The sequence below is a fragment of the Oceanithermus profundus DSM 14977 genome (assembly GCF_000183745.1).
Classification (GTDB): domain Bacteria; phylum Deinococcota; class Deinococci; order Deinococcales; family Marinithermaceae; genus Oceanithermus; species Oceanithermus profundus.
The window spans coordinates 1684430-1698937 of record NC_014761.1 but is presented as its reverse complement, the minus strand read 5'-3'; the positions used below and the strand labels follow the sequence as shown (position 1 = coordinate 1698937).

Here is a 14508-nt window from a genome sequence, read left to right as displayed (position 1 = left end):
GTTACTTGTCCTCCACGATGATCTTGCCGATCATGTCCTGGTGCCCGAGGCCGCAGTATTCGTTGCAGATGACCAGGTACTCGCCGGGCTCGTCGAAGGTGTGCTCCACCTTGCCGACCTCGCCGGGGATCACCTGGACGTTGACGTTGGTGCCGCGGATGTGAAACCCGTGCTGCACGTCGGGGCTGGTCACGTAGAAGACGACCTTGGCCCCCTTGGGGACGCGGATCTCGCCCGGCAGGAAGGTGAACGCCTGCGCGAGCACGTAGGCCGTGTAGACGTTGTCGCCCGTCTTTTCCACGCGGGGGTTGGCGAAGAGGCTGCCCTCGTTGCGCACCGTCGTCGGATCGATGCGCTCGGCCGCGCTGGGCACGTAGAAGGCGAAGCCGGTCAGGGTGTAGCCGATGAAGATCAGAAAGACCACGATCATGACGAGCGCGAAGAGCAGCCAGCTGCGCTCGTAGCGCTCGATCGCGTGGATCAGTTTCTCGTTGTTCATGGCTAGCCCCTTTGGATGAAGAGGTAGAACACGCCGCCCCAGAAGACGAGGATCGTGGCTACCAGTACGCCGATGACGAACATGGTTCCTGTGGGCCGTTCTTCATTGCTCATCTTGATACACCTCCGCAAGCACTGACTTAAGCGTACGAAGACGACGTAGGACGTTTGTCCCATTTTACGCTCATCTTCGCGGCGCCGCGGCGGGGACGCGCTAAAATGGAAACGGCCATGAAAAACGCCGAGATCGCCCGCATCTTCTCGGAGATCGCCGACATGCTCGACTTCCTGGGGGACTCGCCCTTCCGGGTGCGCGCCTACCGCTCAGCGGCGCGCTACCTGATGGACATGGAGGAGCCGATCGAGCGCGTGGCCGAGGGCGGCGAAAAGGCGCTCGACGAGCTGCCCTACATTGGCCACGACCTGGCCGCGAAGATTCTCGAGTACCTCGCGACCGGCCGGGTCAGGAAGCACGAGGAGCTGAAGAAGCAGGTGCCGCCGGGGGTGCTCGAGGTGATGCGGGTGCCGGGGGTGGGGCCGAAGACGGCCAAGCTGCTCTACGACGAGCTGGGGGTTGACTCGCTGGCCGCGTTCAAGGAGGCGCTCGAGAGCGGCCGCGTCCTTGAGCTGCCGGGATTCGGCGAGAAGAAGCGGGCGCGGCTGCTGCACAACCTCGAGCTCGTGGAGGCCGCGGGCCGGCGCCGTCCGCTGGGGGAGGTGCTCTGGGTCGCGCGCGCGCTCGTCGAGCGGCTCGAGCAACTGCCCCAGGTGGAGCACGCCGCGCTCGCGGGATCGGCGCGGCGCTACAAGGAGACCGTGGGCGACCTCGACCTGCTCGCCGCCAGCCGCCGCGGCCGCGCGGTCACCGACGCCTTCGTGCGCTTCCCCGAGGTGGACGAGGTGCTGCTCTCCGGGGCCAGCCGCGCGACCGTCTTCCTCAAGACGGGCCTGCAGGTGGACCTCAAGATCGTCGAGCCCGACGCCTGGGGTTCGGGACTGCAGTACTTCACGGGGAGCAAGGACCACTCGATCCACCTGCGCACCATGGCCCTGGACCGCGGCCTCAAGATCAACGAGTACGGCGTCTGGAAAGGGGCCCGGCGCATCGCCGGCAAGACCGAGGAGGAGGTCTACTCGGCGCTGGGGCTGCCCTGGATTCCGCCGCCGTTGCGCGAGGACCGGGGCGAGATCGAAGCGGCCCAGGCGGGCGCGCTGCCCGAGCTGGTGCAGCTGGACCAGATCAAGGGCGATTTGCAGGTGCACTCCACCTGGTCCGACGGCAAGGCCACCCTGGAGGAGCTGGCCGCGGCCGCCGCCGAGCGCGGCTACGCCTACCTGGCCGTCACCGACCACTCGCCGGCGGTGCGGGTGGCCGGCGGGGTGCCGCCGGAGAAGGTCGCCGAGCGCATCGCCGCCATCCGTGCGGTCAACGAGAAGACCGGCGGCCGTCCTTACCTGCTGGCCGGCGCCGAGGTGGACGTCCTGCCCGACGGCCGCCTCGACTACCCCGACGAGGTGCTGGCCCAGCTGGAGATCGTCCTCGTCGCCGTTCACGCCCACTTCAGCCTCGACCGACAGCGGCAGACGCGGCGGATCCTCAAGGCGCTCGAGAACCCCTACGTCCACGTCCTCGCCCACCCCACGGCCCGCCACCTGGGAAAGCGCGACCCCATCGAGGCCGACTGGGAGAAGATCTTCGAGACCGCCCGGGCGCTCGGCAAGGCCGTGGAGATCGACGGCTACTACGCCCGGCTCGACCTCCCCGACACGCTGGCGCGGCGCGCCGGCGAGCTTGGGCTCACGGTCAGCCTTTCCACCGACGCCCACGCGGTCGACCACCTGCGCTTCATGGAGCTCGCGGTGGGCACGGCGCAACGGGCCTGGCTGGGGCCCGACCGGATCCTGAACACCCGCAATCTGAAGGAACTGCAAAACTGGCTCGAGGCCGTGCGCGGCTAGCCCCGCCGCCAGGGCAGCTCCAGCGGCGCCTCCCGGTAGGGGCGGACCGCCCGCAGAGGCAGGCCGTGTTTGCGCCCCCAGGCCTCCCAGGCGTCGGCGTCACGCGTGAGGAAGAAGGCCTCGAGCTCGCGTGCGAGCGCAGCGTCGTCTTCCGGATTCGTGCGGGGAGCGGCCCAGTCGGGCCGGCCGGCGGCTTCGCAGAAGCGGGCCCAAAGGTGCGGCTCGAGTGCCGCCAGCGCCACCCTCCCGGTGGCGGCGGGGTAGACGCGGTAGGCGGGGTTCGATCCGTCCAGCCCGGGGATCGGTGGGTAGCCGAAGGCGCCCGCCGCCTCGCTCAGGTAGACCTCGTAGAATCCCCCGCCGCGGCGCAGCCCGTCGAGCGCCGCCAGCGCCGCCCAGAGCGCGCCGCTCACGTCGGCGAGCTGGGCGTGCGGCCAGGCCCCCTCGAGCCGCTCGAGCAGCCCCGAGGCCGCCAGGTAGGTGAGGTCGTGCCCCGGGGCGGCGGGGTCGTCGCGGTGGCCGGCGAGGCGCACGTAGACGAGGCGGGGGTTCTGCGCGCGCAGCACCGGGTAGCCCAGCCCCAGCCGCTCCATCGCCCCGGCGCGGTTCGACTCGAGCAGCACCGCCGCGTCCCGCACGAGCTCGAGCAGCTCGGCGCGGCCGCGCGCGCTCTTGAGGTCGAGGGTGACCGCCTGCTTGCCCTCGTTCAGCCAGGCGTGGGCTTCGGGCCGCCAGCGCGCCAGGTCGTCGCCCGCCGGCGGAAGCACCCGCAGCACCTCGAAGCCCAGGCGTTCGAGCACCCGTCCCGCGAGCGGCCCCGGCAGCAGCCGCGTGAGGTCGAGCACCCGGCAGCTCAATAGACCCGACCCCCCAGCGGCACGTCGCGCTCCACCGCCAGCAGCACGACCCGGCCCCGGTCGTCGGGCACACCGAGGACGAGCACCTCGGAAGGAAAACCGGCGATGCGCCGCGTGCCCAGGTTGACGGCCGCGACCACGGTCCGCCCCTCCAGGTCTTCCGGCCGGTAGAGCTCGGTGAGCTGGGCGCTGGAGGTCTTCACGCCGAGCGGGCCGAAGTCGATCCAGAGGCGGTAAGCGGGGACGCGCGCGCGGTCGTGGACCTCCGCGCGCACGATCCTGCCGACGCGCAGGTCCAGCTCGGACCAGGCCCGCAGCGTGTTCGTGGGATTTTCGTCCGGCTTCGCCATCCCCTCCATCGTAGTACGCCGGCCCCGCGCCGGATTCCGGCGCGGGGCCGGCGCCACTGGAGGCGGCGTCAACGTGCGGGGCTTTGCAGTTCCCAGGCGGCGTCCACGTAGTCGAGGTAGTTGTAGACCTTGCGCAGGTAGCCGGTCCAGAGGTCCGCCAGGCGGATCTGCAGCTCGTAGAGTTGCAGCTCCAGCTCGTCGGCGGACGCCTCGCCCGATCCGCTGCGCGCGGCCGCCAGCTTTTCCTCCACGCTTCGCAGCTCCTCAAGGGCCAGCCGCACGCGGCGCTCGGCGAACGCGGCGCTCTGGCGGTAACGTTCCCGCTTCGTCTCCACGCGCGACCGGGCCTGCGCGAAGCGCTCGCTGCGTTGCTGCAGCTCGAGCTGCGCCCTGCGCACGGCCGTGTAGGCCGTCGCGTCCAGCGGTACGGTGAGGGCGAGCTCGAAGCCGTACTCCCAGCTCCCGTTCCCGCTTCCCGGCGTCTTGACCACGAGCTGGGTCGAAGGGCCGCGGCTGGAGGCGGAAACCTGGAAGCGGCCCCCGTCGTTGCCCACCCCCGCCCAGACCGACAGGTCGGGGGCAAAGCCGGCCCAGAGGCGCCGGAGTTTGAAGCGCGCGCGTTGCAGCGCGTAGAGGTCGCGCCGGTAGTCGGGCACGTCTTCGAGCGGCACCTCGGGCAGCTGGAAGAGCACGGGCGCGGCCGCGGGCGGGCCTTGCAGGCCGTAGGCGGCGGCCTCCTGCTGGGCCAGTTCGAACTGGACGAGGGCTTCTTCGTGGTCTATCTCGGCCTTGGTGTCCGCCTCGCCCGCCGCCCGCGCCCGGTCCCGCAGGCGTTGGCTTAGCTGCAGCCGCGCGTAGCTCTTGTACAGCTCGGCGTAGGCCGCAAGCGCGTCGAAGACGCCGCGGCGCAGGCTGCGGCGTACCGCGCGCTCAGCGTTCTCCAGGGCCTGCTTGCGGCTGAGGAGCTGTTCCGGGGCGTACGACCAGCCCAGGGAGCCGCTCGCGGTGTAGACGCCCCCTTGCTGGACCTTGGCCTTGAGCTGTCCGGAGACCCCCACCTGCGCCGCGACGTAGTCGATCCGGGCGAGGAGCGCCTGCTCCACGAGCAGGTCGTGGTCGGGCGGGAGGTAGCCGAGCGCGTCCTCGGGCGCGGCCGCCCGGGCCCGGCCGCCGAGCGCGACCGCCGCAACCAGGACGAACGCCAGGGCCAGGGACAGCGGAGCGGTCAGGCGGGTGGGGTGGCGCATCGCATCACTCCTCTCCAGACGGAGGCAGCGGGTACGACTCGACGGAGACCTCGCCGTCCTCCTTGAACGTGTGGCAGCGGATGCAGCCGTCTTGGAAGTGTTGGGGGAAGAGCTCCGAACGCGTGAGGTGGAGCCGGTGCAGCAGGGGAGCCAGCTTCAGCTTCCCCTGGTGGCAGAGGGCGCAGTCGCGCGGGGCCTCCTTGATGATGCCCAGCTCGAAGACCGGAGGGTGCCCGATGCGCTCGCTCAGCGCCGCGATGGCCTCGGGCAGGGGGAACCCGCCGAGGGCGTGGCAGCCGACGCAGCTGTTCGGCTCGACCTGTTGTTCGAGCTTTTCCGGGTAGGCGTGGCAGTCGCGGCAGAGAAGCGCGGGGCCGCGTCCGTGCGGGCGGGTTTCGAAGGCCGCCACGTCGGCGTCGGTGGCGCGGGTGGAGGGGTGGGGCCCGTGGCACTGGAAGCAACCCAACGCGGGCGCGGCGACGTGTGCCTGCTGCACCTCGGCCGGGGAGACGGTGTCCACGACGGGGCCGTCGGACTGGGCCAGCACCGCGACGAGGGCGCCGACGAGCAGACCGACCAGCCACCACGACGTTTTTCCGATCACGCTCTCAACCCCTTTGGGCTGCGGGCAGGAAGGGAGGCCCCCTCCTGCCCGGCGACGAAGGCCGTACGGATCGGGCTACTGGTTCTTCCAGGTGCCCGGATCGCCGGTCTTGAACCCCGCCGACACTTCGTGGCAGACGAAGCAGGGGATGGTGTCCGCGTCAGGCGGGGGCGTCGACTGGTAGGTCCCGGGTTCGGGGTGGTTGCCGTGGCAGTCGCTGCACTCGAGCGTGGGGGCCGACCCCGCGGGGGGGTGCTGGCCGCCGCCCGTCTGCGCGAACGCCATGCCCGGCAACTTCACGTTGGGCATGAGACCCACCAGGGCCAGAAGGCCGATACCGAGTCCAACGCCGAACACCACCACCGTTAGCAACTTCACAAGCGACCGAATCATATGCGGCTCCTTTCTCTACAAACCCAAAAGCCTGAATCCATGCACGGAATGGACGCTAAAGGTGTGCGCTGCGCCGAACGTTCGCGTTCTCGCCTTCTCACCCCCCTTATACCCTTGAGTACATGATAATAAAGGGTATGAACACATAATCAAGAGTATGGATGTCCCGGGTCGCAGCCGGTGCCGCGGCCCGGAAGAATCTCGAACGCAAAGGGAAAAACGCGGGCGAAGGAACGAGGCGCTCTAGGAGGGGGGTACGAATGACCCGGCCTCCAGCCCCTCGAGCAGACGCCGCGCTTCGGCGCACGCCTGCTCGAGCAGGCGGTCCAGGCGCTCGTCCTCGAGGAAGACGGCCCGCGCCGCGAGTTTCTGGAGGGCGGCCGCCGGAGGCCAGGCCTCGAAGGCCTCGGCAAGCTCCGACAGCGTCAGCGCGTCCGGGTCGTCGAGAAAGGCGAGCAGGGCTTCTTTTGCGTCCATGCCCCCATGGTAGTATGGCGCGTGTTCGAGCACGACGACCCCCGGCGGCGGGCCCTCGCCGCCGCCCCACCGGAAGAGCTGCGCCGGCAGCTGGAACGTTTGTTCGAAGAGCCTCCCTCGCCGTTGCGCGACGGAACGATCGCCTTCGTCTACCTGAACCTGGCCCGCCGCCTCGAAGGCGACGAGGCGGAGCGTTGCTTCGTGGCCGGCTACAGTTACGCCCGGACCAGCCGCGACCCCCAGGCCCGGCCGCTCGCCGAGCGGGTGCGGGAGGAGTTTCCGGCATGGCGTCGCTAGGCGCGTGGGCCGCCGCGGCCATCCTCGCCAGCGGGGTGCTGGTGGTCGTGGGCGTGCTGCTGATCCGCCGCGGCCGCCGTGACCTGCACCCCAAGGCGATGCTCGCCGCGGTCCTACTGGCGGCCGCCTTTCTCGTTCTCTACCTCATCAAGTGGACGTTCGTGGGGGCCACCCACTACGCGGGCCCCGAGTGGGGGCGCGCGCCCTACCTGGCGCTGCTGCTGACCCATACCGTTGCCGCGACGCTGAATCTGCCGCTGGTGCTGGCCGCGGTCTACTGGGCGGTGCGGGGCGAGTGGGCGCGGCACCGCGCCTGGGTGCGCTGGGCGGTCCCGGTCTGGCTCTACGCCGCGCTCAGCGGCTGGATAATCTACCTGGTGCTCGCCCGATACGGCGTGCCCGCCTGAGCGTCCGAACGAAGAGAGCGCCGTGCCTGGGGGCACGGCGCTCGGGTTTTGGTTGCGGGGGCAGGATTTGAACCTGCGACCTTCGGGTTATGAGCCCGACGAGCTACCAGACTGCTCCACCCCGCGTCGCCATCGATTAATTTAACAAAGGCGCGGAAGGCTGTCAAGCGAGGTTCGAGGCCCGGCCGCTCCTCCGGCGGCGGCGGGCGGCGGGGTAAAGGTGCCGATTTTCTTGTGACGGAAGTGAAGATCCTGATAGAATAGCGCAAAGAATGTCGGTACCGGGAGGAAGTCGTCTTATGAAACCAACGTGGATCATCCTACTGCTTCTCGGGAGTTGGTTCGCCTATGCGCAAACCGCCCCGTCCGCCAGTCCCGATCCAGCGGCTTTGGAGGAGCAGCTGAAAAGTCAGCCGGGGGACCTGCCCACCATGGTCGCGCTGGGGCGCGCCTACCTGGACGTGGGCCGCTACGACGACGCGGCGCGGGTCTTCGAGGACGTGCTGGCGCTCGACTACGAAAACTTCCAGGCCCACTTCGGCCTCGGCCTCGCGCTTTACCGCAAGGGCGACCTGCGCGGCGCGCTCTTCGAGTTCGACCAGGTGACCCGACTCTTCCCGGACCGTTTCGAAGGCTGGTACAACCTGGCCGTCGCCTACGCCGACCTGGGGCGCTGGAAGGAGGCCGCGGCGGCGTTCAAGAAGGCCCTCGCCCTCGGCGAGGAGCAGAACCTGGCCCCCGAGGTGCTGCGGCCCGCCTACCTGGGCCTGGCCTCCTCACTGCGCAAGCTCGGCTCCCCCGAAGAAGCGGCCGCGGTCCTGATCGAAGCGCTGGGGAAGGTGGGCGAGGACGAAGAACTGCTCTACCAGGTGGCCGACAACCTGGCGATGGCCGGGAAACCCAAGGAGGCGATCCCTTACCTGTACAAGGTGCTCAACCGCGACCGCGGGCACGTGGCGGCGGTGAGCCTGCTGGCCGACATCTTCGTGGGGCAGGGCCTCACCGATCGCGCGCTGCGGGAGCTCGACCGCTCGCTGCAGGCCGTGGACGATCCCGCGGTGCGCGCCAACCTGCTGCTCAAGAAGGCCATGGTCCTCAAGCCCACGGACCCGGACCGGGCCTCGCAGCTGTTGCAGGAGGCGACCCGCCTGGACTCGCGCCTCTGGCAGGCCCACTACGACCTGGGCACCCACTGGCTGCGCGCGGGGGACGCGGACCGCGCGCTGGTGGCCTTCCAGAAGGCGTACAGCGTGAAACCCGACGAGCCGCGCATCCTCGTGGGCCTGGCCGCGGCGTACTTCCAGAAGAAGGACTACAAGCAGGCCTCGCGCTACGCCAAGCTGGCCGCGGCCGCCGCGCAGGGCGACGTGCGGGCGGACGCGCTGCTGGTCGCGGGCAAGAGCGCGTACCGCCTCGGGCGCTACGGCGAGGCGCGGGCGCTGCTCCTGCAGGCCGTGGACCTGGTTCCCGACCGCGCCGAGGCCTGGTTGTGGCTGGGGCTGGCGGCCTACGCGCTGCAGGACCTCGACACCGCGGTGCCGGCGCTCGAGCGGGCCGTGCAGCTCGACCCCTCGCCGGTGGCCCGCCTCAACCTGGGGGCGGCGTACCTGGCGTCCAAGCGCTTCAGCGACGCCGAGCAGGTGCTTACCCAGGTGGTCCTGGAGGACCCCAACAACGCCGAGGCCTGGTACAACCTGGGCTGGGCCCTCAAGGCGCTGGCGCGCGAATCGGAGGCCCAGCGCGCCTGGAAGCGGGCTTTGGAACTGGGCTTCGAGCCCGCACGCAGCCTCATCAAGAAATGAGCTCGTCAAGGAGAACCTATGCGCTGGTTACGAGAAAACTGGATTGACGCGCTTATCTTCGCGGTGTTTGCGGTTACGGTCGTCGGGATCGTGCTCTTCCTCACCGGCGTGAACCCCTTCAAGACCAAGGCCCCCTCCGGGGTGACGGCCCCGGTTCCCATCGCCGCGCCCGCGCAGGGCGAAACGACGGCACCGGGTGTGGACGCCGAGGCCCCGGCGGCCGAGGAGCCGGTCACCGTGGTGCCGCTGCTGCCTGAAGCGCCCGAGGCCGCCCCGGAAGAGCCCGCCGGCGCGCCGCCGGCCGAACCTGCGGCCGCGACGCCCGCGGCCGGTTCCGCGGCACCCGCCGGCCGCACGGAGACCGCTCCGCCCCCCGCCGCCCCGGCGGGGCCGGAGACGGGCATCTTCCGGGTTTCGGTGGGGGCCTTCGGCAACCCGCTCAACGCGTTGGCGCTGGCCCAGAAGCTGGAGGCCCAGGGCTACGCCGTCCGCCTCGAGCCCGTAGGGCGCGTCACCCGCGTGGCCGTCGGCCCCTTCACGCGCCGCGGCGACGCGGTGCAGGCGGCCGAGCGGCTGGCCGACTACGAGCCGCAGATCTACCGCGGCGACAGCCCCGAACCCACCCAGACCTACCTGCAGGTGGGGGCCTTCAAGCAGCTGGCCTCGGCCGAGGCCACGGTCCGCGCGCTGCGCGACCAGGGGATCGGCCCGGTGGTGCTGCAATACCGCAAGCCCTGGATCAAGGTCTGGGTCGGTCCCGTCGCCCCCGAGCAGCTCGCGGCGCTCAAGCGCCGGCTCGTCGAGGCCGGTTTCGAAGTCGTCGAGGTGCGCTAGTGGCCAAGATTCCGGACGCGACGATCACCAGGCTGGTGCGCTACCTGCGGGCCCTGGAGCGCATGGAGGAGGCCGGCGCGGTGCGCACCTCGAGCGAGGAGCTGGCCCGCGCCACCGGCGTCACCGCGTTTCAGGTGCGCAAGGACCTGGCCTACTTCGGCAGCTACGGCACCCGCGGCGTCGGCTACACCGTCCCGGTCTTGCGGCGCGAGCTGCGCCAGATCCTGGGGCTGGGGCGCAAGTGGCGCTTGATCATCGTGGGCATGGGCCGTCTGGGGCAGGCGCTCGCCGACTACCCCGGACTCGCGGAGGGTTACGAGCTGGTCGCGGGGTTCGACGTCGACCCCGGGATTCTCGGCCGCAGGGTGGGGCCGGTGACCGTGCGGCCGATGGAGGAGCTCGAGGCCACGGTGCGGGACGAGCACGTCGACGTCGCCCTGCTGGCCGTGCCCGAGGGGCAGGCCCAGGGCGTGGCCGAGCGGTTGGTCCGGGCCGGGGTGCGGGGGCTGCTCAACTTCGCGCCGGTGGTGCTGAGCCTGCCCGAAGAGGTGGCCGTCGAAAACGTAGACTTTATGGCTGGACTTTCCCGTTTAGGTTTCTTTATGCTGAACCCAAGGTGGCGAGAGGAGATGATGGGATGAAGAAGTGGCTGATCTTAGGGGTATTGCTCGCGGCCGGGGCGCTGACCTCGTGCGGGCTGGACGTGGGGTTTAAACCGTACTATAAGGTGAACCTGACCCCCGACGCCTGGGGTTTCGCCGTACAGAACGGCGAGCTGACGGTGGTCGGCAACCTGGCCCAGGTGCTGGTCAGCCCGGGCGCGCCCGAAGGCGTGCTCGAGCGCGTGGAGGTGCACTACCTCGACGGCGCCGGTCAGGAGATCGACCCCGGCGACTCGACCTACACGGCCAACGTTTCGGTACCTATCCCTCCCGGCATCGTCTGTCCCGCCAGCGACGGCGGCACCCAGCAGTGCACCAAGAGCAGCGCGGACTGGGAGTACGGCTGGGCCCTGTCGGAGCCCTTCGAGTTCAGCCTCGACGGCAAGATCGCCGCGATGATGTACCAGGCGTTCCTGAACAACGCCAACCACCTCGACTGGCACGCGCGCGTCGTCTTTTACGCGCGCACCTCGGGTGGAAGGGCGGTCCAGTGGGAGCAGGACATCAAGATCCTCTTCCCGCTTGAGGCGCAGTAGCCCGGCGCTTTGCGGGTATACTCGACTCGGTGAGCGTAGAGCCGTCGTTGTCCGCCCTGCCCGAACCGGGCGAAGCCTTCGAGCGAAGGTTGCGCGCCCTGCTTCGTTCCGACGTCGAGTTCATCCAGCTGATCGAAGACGACCTGATCGCAGCCGGGGGCAAGCGCATCCGCCCCCGGCTCGCGTTGCTGGCCAGCCGCGCCCTGGGCGGCGTGCCCCACGAGATGGAGCTGGCGCTGGCCGTCGAACTGCTGCACTCGGCGACGCTGCTCCACGACGACCTCGTCGACGACGCCGAGACCCGCCGCGGCCGTGAGGCCGCCTTCCGCAAGTACGGCAACGCCGTCTCCGTCCTCTCCGGCGACTACCTGCTCAGCCGGGTCCTCTTCCTGCTGGCCGAGACCGGCCGCATCGAGCTCGTGCACCTCTTCGCCGAGGCGGCGCGTCAGCTCGCCGAGGGCGAGGTGCTGCAGTTCCAGGCCGCGGCCTATCAGGAGTACTCGGAAGCGCAGTACTACCGCATCATCGAGAGCAAGACCGCGGCGCTGATGCGCGCGGCCACCGAGGGCGCGGCCCTCCTGGGGCGGGCGCCCGAGACTCTGCGCATGGCGCTGGTCACCTACGGGCGCGAGTACGGCATGGCCTTCCAGATGCGCGACGACTACCTCGACCTCATGGGGGCCTCCGAACGCCTCGGAAAGCCCGTCGGCGGCGACGTGCGCGAGGGCAAGGTCACGCTGATCACGCTCTGGCTGCTCGACGCCGAACCCGAACGCGTCGGGAAGGTGCTGCTGCGGCGCGGGCGCGAGCCCGACGACGTCGCCTTCCTGCGGGAGCTGGCGGTGCGGACCGGCGTCGCCGAACGCGTCGTCGAGGTGATCGGCGAACGCATCCGCCGCGCCCTCGCGGCGCTGGAGGTGCTGCCCGGCTCCGAGGCGAAGTCCGCGTTGGAAGGTTTGGCCCTTGCGGAACTGGAGCGGTTGCAGTAGACCTAAGCATCGTGGCGGACCAAGGAGGTACCCATGCTCAAGAGCGCCTACAAACCTCCCGGTGAGCCGGGGCTATGGCACGATTTTCTGGCTCAGCTCGAACGCACCTTGGCGCACGTGAACGCCCACCCGGCCACCGTGGAGTACCTGACCCACCCCCGAAGAACGGTGGCCCTGACCGTGCCCGTCCAGCTCGACGACGGCACGGTCAGTTTCTTCAGCGGCTACCGGGTCGTCCACAACATCGCCCTGGGGCCGGCGCGCGGGGGCGTGCGCTACCACCCCCGCGTCTCCCTGGGGCAGTCGGTGGGGCTCGCGGCCATCGCCACGATCCAGTCGGCCGTCTTCCGCCTGCCCTACGGCGGCGCCGCGGGCGGCGTTTCGGTGAACCCGCGCAAGCTCTCGATCGGCGAGGTCGAGCGGCTCACCCGCCGCTACGCCGCCGAGCTGGTGGACGTGATCGGCCCCGACAAGGACATCCTGGGCCCTGACCTGGGAACGGGCGAGCGCGAGATGGCCTGGATGATGGACACCTTCTCCACCAACCGGGGCTTCACCGAGCCCGGCGTCGTCACCGGAAAGCCCCCGCAGCTCGGGGGCGTTTCCAAGCGCGGCGAGGCCGTGGGGCGCGGCGTTCTCTACGCCGTCGAGGCCTTCACCCGCTTTCAGGAGCAGGACCTCGCCGGCAGCACCGTGGCCGTGCAGGGCTACGGCAAGGTGGGCCGCGCGGTGGCGCGGCTCTTTTCCGAGGCGGGGGCGAAGGTGATCGCGGTTTCCGACGAGTGGGGGGCGGTCTACAACCCCGACGGCCTCGACTACAAGGCGCTGCTGGCGCACTTCAAGGAGACGGGGCGGGTCGAGGGCTTTTCCGGGGCCCACACCATCGGCCGCGACGCCCTGGTGGGCCTGGACGCCGACTTCCTGATCCTGGCGGCCCTGGAAGGGTTGATCAACGAGGGCAACGTGGATCAGGTCCGGGCCCGGGTGATTGTCGAATCCGCCGTCGGGGCGGTGACCGCCGACGCCGACGCGCAGCTGCGACGCCGCGGGGTTCCGGTCGTGCCCGACGTGATCGCCGGCGGCGGGGGCCTGACGATGGACTACCTCGAGTGGGTGCAGAACTTCTCGATGTTCAACTGGTCGGAGGACCGCGTCTGGTCGGCGATGCAGCGCCGCGTGGCCCAGACGCTGGAAGAGGTGTGCACGTACGCGGAGGCCCACGCGATCGATCTGCGGCTGGCCTCCTACGCCATTGCGGTGGATCAGATCAACTTCTCCACGCACATGCGGGGGGTGTATCCATGAAGAGCGAACCGTTGTCCTACCTGCCGTCCGGCGACCAAGGCCCCTGGGGGATCTACCTGGAACAGGTCGAGCGCGTCACCCCCTACCTGGGCAAGCTGAAGTACTGGGTCGACACCCTGAAGCGGCCCAAGCGGATCCTGATCGTCGACGTGCCCATCCACCTCGACGACGGCACCGTGGTTCACTTCGAAGGCTACCGGGTCCAGCACAACACTTCGCGCGGGCCCGCCAAGGGGGGCGTGCGCTACCACCAGGACGTGACGCTTTCCGAGGTGATGGCGCTGGCGGCCTGGATGAGCATCAAGAACGCGGCCGTGGGGCTGCCCTACGGCGGCGGCAAGGGCGGGATCCGCCTCGACCCGCGGCAGCTCTCCCCCTCGGAGCTCGAGCGCGTCACCCGCCGCTTCACCTCCGAGATCGGCATCCTCATCGGCCCCAAGAAGGACATCCCCGCGCCCGACGTGGGCACCGGCCAGCGCGAGATGGCCTGGATGATGGACACCTACTCGATGAACGTGGGCTCGACCACCCCCGGCGTGGTCACCGGCAAGCCGATCGCCATCGGCGGCTCGCTGGGCCGGCAGGACGCGACCGGCAACGGGGTCTTCTTCACCGCCGCCGCGGCGGCCGAGAAGATCGGCCTGCCCATCGAGGGCAGCCGCGTGGTGATCCAGGGCTTCGGTAACGTGGGCAACGCCGCGGCGCGCGCCTTCTACGACCACGGCGCCAAGATCGTGGCCATCGCCGACGTGACCGGGGCGATCTACAACGAGGAGGGCATCGACCCCTATGACCTGATCCGTTACGTGGCGGAGTCGGAGACGCGCGGGGTGCGCGGCTACCCGAAGGCCGAGCCGCTGCCCGCCGCCGAGCTCTTCGCGGTGCCCTGCGAGTTCCTGGTCCCGGCGGCGCTGGAGCGCGTCATTACCGAGCAGAATGCCCACAAGGTGCAAACCAAGATCGTCGTCGAGGGCGCGAACGGCCCCACGACGCCGGCGGCCGACGACATCCTCGCCGAGCGCGGCGTCGTCGTCGTTCCCGACGTCCTCGCCAACGCCGGCGGCGTGACGGTCTCCTACTTCGAGTGGGTGCAGGACTTCAACTCCTACTTCTGGACCGAGGAGGAGATCAACCAGAACCTCGAGCGCGTCCTGCGCGAGGCCTTCGAGGCCGTCTGGCAGGTGGCGCAGGACCGCAAGGTGCTCCTGCGCACGGCCGCCTACATCGTGGCGGCGACGCGCATCCTCGAGGCGCGGGCGCTGCGCGGCCTCTACCCCTGAGCCCGTCCGGC

Annotated in this window: 18 protein-coding genes and 1 tRNA gene; 10 read left to right on the top strand and 9 right to left on the bottom strand. The window is 70.1% G+C overall.

Annotation, left to right across the window (positions count from 1 at the left end; all coding sequences use genetic code 11):
- Nucleotide 1: 1 nt before the first annotated feature.
- Nucleotides 2–499, bottom strand: a complete 498-nt coding sequence (locus OCEPR_RS08495) for a cytochrome c oxidase subunit II (protein WP_013458306.1) — start codon at nucleotides 497–499, stop codon at nucleotides 2–4.
- 2 nt (nucleotides 500–501) lie between these two features.
- A complete protein-coding gene (locus OCEPR_RS08490; RefSeq protein WP_013458305.1) occupies nucleotides 502–612 on the bottom strand; it encodes a cytochrome c oxidase subunit 2A in 111 nt (36 codons plus the stop codon).
- Nucleotides 613–729: 117 nt separating this feature from the next.
- Here OCEPR_RS08490 and polX point away from each other — a divergent pair, with 117 nt between their 5' ends.
- Nucleotides 730–2457 carry a DNA polymerase/3'-5' exonuclease PolX gene (gene polX, locus OCEPR_RS08485; protein ID WP_041554134.1) on the top strand — a complete coding sequence of 576 codons (1728 nt, stop codon included), beginning with the start codon at nucleotides 730–732 and terminating at the stop codon, nucleotides 2455–2457.
- On the opposite strand, the gene OCEPR_RS08480 is transcribed toward polX, so the two are convergent.
- From OCEPR_RS08480 to OCEPR_RS08455, 6 genes are all read right to left on the bottom strand, one after another.
- The gene (locus OCEPR_RS08480; RefSeq protein ID WP_013458303.1) at nucleotides 2454–3302 is read right to left on the bottom strand and encodes a CoA transferase; all 849 of its coding nucleotides are present in this window, start codon (nucleotides 3300–3302) and stop codon (nucleotides 2454–2456) included. The genes polX and OCEPR_RS08480 overlap by 4 nt on opposite strands.
- 8 nt (nucleotides 3303–3310) lie before the next feature.
- On the bottom strand, nucleotides 3311–3664 hold the full coding sequence (locus tag OCEPR_RS08475) for a tRNA-binding protein (protein ID WP_013458302.1): 354 nt from the start codon (nucleotides 3662–3664) through the stop codon (nucleotides 3311–3313).
- A gap of 68 nt (nucleotides 3665–3732) precedes the next feature.
- Nucleotides 3733–4911: a TolC family protein gene (locus OCEPR_RS08470; protein ID WP_013458301.1), complete on the bottom strand. Its 1179-nt coding sequence runs from the start codon at nucleotides 4909–4911 to the stop codon at nucleotides 3733–3735.
- A gap of 4 nt (nucleotides 4912–4915) precedes the next feature.
- A complete protein-coding gene (locus OCEPR_RS08465; RefSeq protein ID WP_013458300.1) occupies nucleotides 4916–5515 on the bottom strand; it encodes a hypothetical protein in 600 nt (199 codons plus the stop codon).
- Between the two features lie 75 nt (nucleotides 5516–5590).
- Entirely contained in the window at nucleotides 5591–5893 is a 303-nt protein-coding gene (locus tag OCEPR_RS08460) for a hypothetical protein (protein ID WP_041554132.1), read from the bottom strand.
- Nucleotides 5894–6151: 258 nt separating this feature from the next.
- Nucleotides 6152–6385, bottom strand: a complete 234-nt coding sequence (locus OCEPR_RS08455) for a hypothetical protein (protein ID WP_013458298.1) — start codon at nucleotides 6383–6385, stop codon at nucleotides 6152–6154.
- Nucleotides 6386–6406: 21 nt separating this feature from the next.
- Here OCEPR_RS08455 and OCEPR_RS08450 point away from each other — a divergent pair, with 21 nt between their 5' ends.
- Nucleotides 6407–6682, top strand: coding sequence for a hypothetical protein (locus tag OCEPR_RS08450; protein ID WP_049773527.1), 276 nt, complete (start codon nucleotides 6407–6409; stop codon nucleotides 6680–6682).
- Complete coding sequence (locus OCEPR_RS08445; protein WP_013458296.1) at nucleotides 6670–7089, top strand: DUF420 domain-containing protein; 420 nt, start codon at nucleotides 6670–6672, stop codon at nucleotides 7087–7089. The genes OCEPR_RS08450 and OCEPR_RS08445 overlap by 13 nt, the downstream gene beginning before the upstream one ends.
- Nucleotides 7090–7138: 49 nt before the next feature.
- Here the strand turns inward: OCEPR_RS08445 and OCEPR_RS08440 are convergent.
- Nucleotides 7139–7215 (bottom strand) — tRNA-Met (locus OCEPR_RS08440).
- Between the two features lie 173 nt (nucleotides 7216–7388).
- Here OCEPR_RS08440 and OCEPR_RS08435 point away from each other — a divergent pair.
- The 7 genes from OCEPR_RS08435 to OCEPR_RS08405 are packed head-to-tail and all read left to right on the top strand — an operon-like array spanning nucleotide 7389 to nucleotide 14497.
- Nucleotides 7389–8891 carry a tetratricopeptide repeat protein gene (locus OCEPR_RS08435; protein ID WP_013458295.1) on the top strand — a complete coding sequence of 501 codons (1503 nt, stop codon included), beginning with the start codon at nucleotides 7389–7391 and terminating at the stop codon, nucleotides 8889–8891.
- Nucleotides 8892–8909: 18 nt separating this feature from the next.
- The gene (locus OCEPR_RS08430; RefSeq protein ID WP_013458294.1) at nucleotides 8910–9725 is read left to right on the top strand and encodes an SPOR domain-containing protein; all 816 of its coding nucleotides are present in this window, start codon (nucleotides 8910–8912) and stop codon (nucleotides 9723–9725) included.
- Complete coding sequence (locus tag OCEPR_RS08425; RefSeq protein ID WP_013458293.1) at nucleotides 9725–10366, top strand: redox-sensing transcriptional repressor Rex; 642 nt, start codon at nucleotides 9725–9727, stop codon at nucleotides 10364–10366. The genes OCEPR_RS08430 and OCEPR_RS08425 overlap by 1 nt, the downstream gene beginning before the upstream one ends.
- A complete protein-coding gene (locus OCEPR_RS08420) occupies nucleotides 10363–10923 on the top strand; it encodes a hypothetical protein (RefSeq protein WP_013458292.1) in 561 nt (186 codons plus the stop codon). Before OCEPR_RS08425 ends, OCEPR_RS08420 begins: the two co-directional genes overlap by 4 nt.
- A 29-nt stretch (nucleotides 10924–10952) precedes the next feature.
- A complete protein-coding gene (locus OCEPR_RS08415) occupies nucleotides 10953–11912 on the top strand; it encodes a polyprenyl synthetase family protein (protein WP_013458291.1) in 960 nt (319 codons plus the stop codon).
- A 33-nt stretch (nucleotides 11913–11945) separates the two neighbouring features.
- Entirely contained in the window at nucleotides 11946–13217 is a 1272-nt protein-coding gene (locus OCEPR_RS08410) for a Glu/Leu/Phe/Val family dehydrogenase (RefSeq protein WP_013458290.1), read from the top strand.
- Nucleotides 13214–14497, top strand: a complete 1284-nt coding sequence (locus tag OCEPR_RS08405; protein ID WP_013458289.1) for a Glu/Leu/Phe/Val family dehydrogenase — start codon at nucleotides 13214–13216, stop codon at nucleotides 14495–14497. Before OCEPR_RS08410 ends, OCEPR_RS08405 begins: the two co-directional genes overlap by 4 nt.
- The last annotated feature ends 11 nt before the right edge of the window (nucleotides 14498–14508 follow it).

Coding starts and splice junctions, on each gene's coding strand:
- OCEPR_RS08435 (WP_013458295.1), top strand. CDS start 7,389: ATGAAACCAACGTGGATCATCCTACTGCTTCTCGGGAGTTGGTTCGCC.
- OCEPR_RS08420 (WP_013458292.1), top strand. CDS start 10,363: ATGAAGAAGTGGCTGATCTTAGGGGTATTGCTCGCGGCCGGGGCGCTG.
- OCEPR_RS08410 (WP_013458290.1), top strand. CDS start 11,946: ATGCTCAAGAGCGCCTACAAACCTCCCGGTGAGCCGGGGCTATGGCAC.
- OCEPR_RS08495 (WP_013458306.1), bottom strand. CDS start 499: ATGAACAACGAGAAACTGATCCACGCGATCGAGCGCTACGAGCGCAGC.
- OCEPR_RS08490 (WP_013458305.1), bottom strand. CDS start 612: ATGAGCAATGAAGAACGGCCCACAGGAACCATGTTCGTCATCGGCGTA.
- OCEPR_RS08430 (WP_013458294.1), top strand. CDS start 8,910: ATGCGCTGGTTACGAGAAAACTGGATTGACGCGCTTATCTTCGCGGTG.
- polX (WP_041554134.1), top strand. CDS start 730: ATGAAAAACGCCGAGATCGCCCGCATCTTCTCGGAGATCGCCGACATG.
- OCEPR_RS08475 (WP_013458302.1), bottom strand. CDS start 3,664: ATGGCGAAGCCGGACGAAAATCCCACGAACACGCTGCGGGCCTGGTCC.
- OCEPR_RS08470 (WP_013458301.1), bottom strand. CDS start 4,911: ATGCGCCACCCCACCCGCCTGACCGCTCCGCTGTCCCTGGCCCTGGCG.
- OCEPR_RS08455 (WP_013458298.1), bottom strand. CDS start 6,385: ATGGACGCAAAAGAAGCCCTGCTCGCCTTTCTCGACGACCCGGACGCG.
- OCEPR_RS08405 (WP_013458289.1), top strand. CDS start 13,214: ATGAAGAGCGAACCGTTGTCCTACCTGCCGTCCGGCGACCAAGGCCCC.
- OCEPR_RS08445 (WP_013458296.1), top strand. CDS start 6,670: ATGGCGTCGCTAGGCGCGTGGGCCGCCGCGGCCATCCTCGCCAGCGGG.